The sequence below is a fragment of the Pseudomonas nitroreducens TX1 genome, assembly GCF_000313755.1.
Lineage (GTDB): Bacteria > Pseudomonadota > Gammaproteobacteria > Pseudomonadales > Pseudomonadaceae > Pseudomonas > Pseudomonas nitroreducens_A.
In genome coordinates this window covers 1-310 of sequence record NZ_AMZB01000006.1, presented here as the reverse complement: position 1 = coordinate 310, position 310 = coordinate 1, and the positions used below count along the sequence as shown (strand labels likewise).

At 63.9% G+C, this 310-nt stretch carries 1 protein-coding gene; it reads right to left on the bottom strand.

The genetic code is table 11. The features are described 5' to 3' along the window. The coding region (locus tag C167_RS31920) for an amino acid permease (protein WP_037005690.1) at positions 1–310 on the bottom strand (310 nt) is incomplete at both ends.

The window sequence follows — 310 nt, the reverse complement described above, 5'->3', positions numbered from 1 at the left end:
CCGACGTTGCCGAGCCAGGCGCTGATCCAGTAACCCCAGGCCGATGAGAAGCCCATGTAGTCGCCGAAACCGGCCTTGGCGTAGGCGTACACCCCGCCGTCGAGCTGGGGCTTGCGGTTGGCCAGGGTCTGGAAGACGAAGGCCAGGGTCAGCATGCCGACCGCGGTGATGGCCCAACCGATGAGAATGGCGCCGACGTCTGCGCTGGCTGCCATGTTTTGTGGCAGGGAGAAAATGCCCCCGCCGATCATGGAACCTACGACCAGCGCTGTCAGCGCGCCGAGTCGTAGTTTTTGGCTGCTTTCTTGCG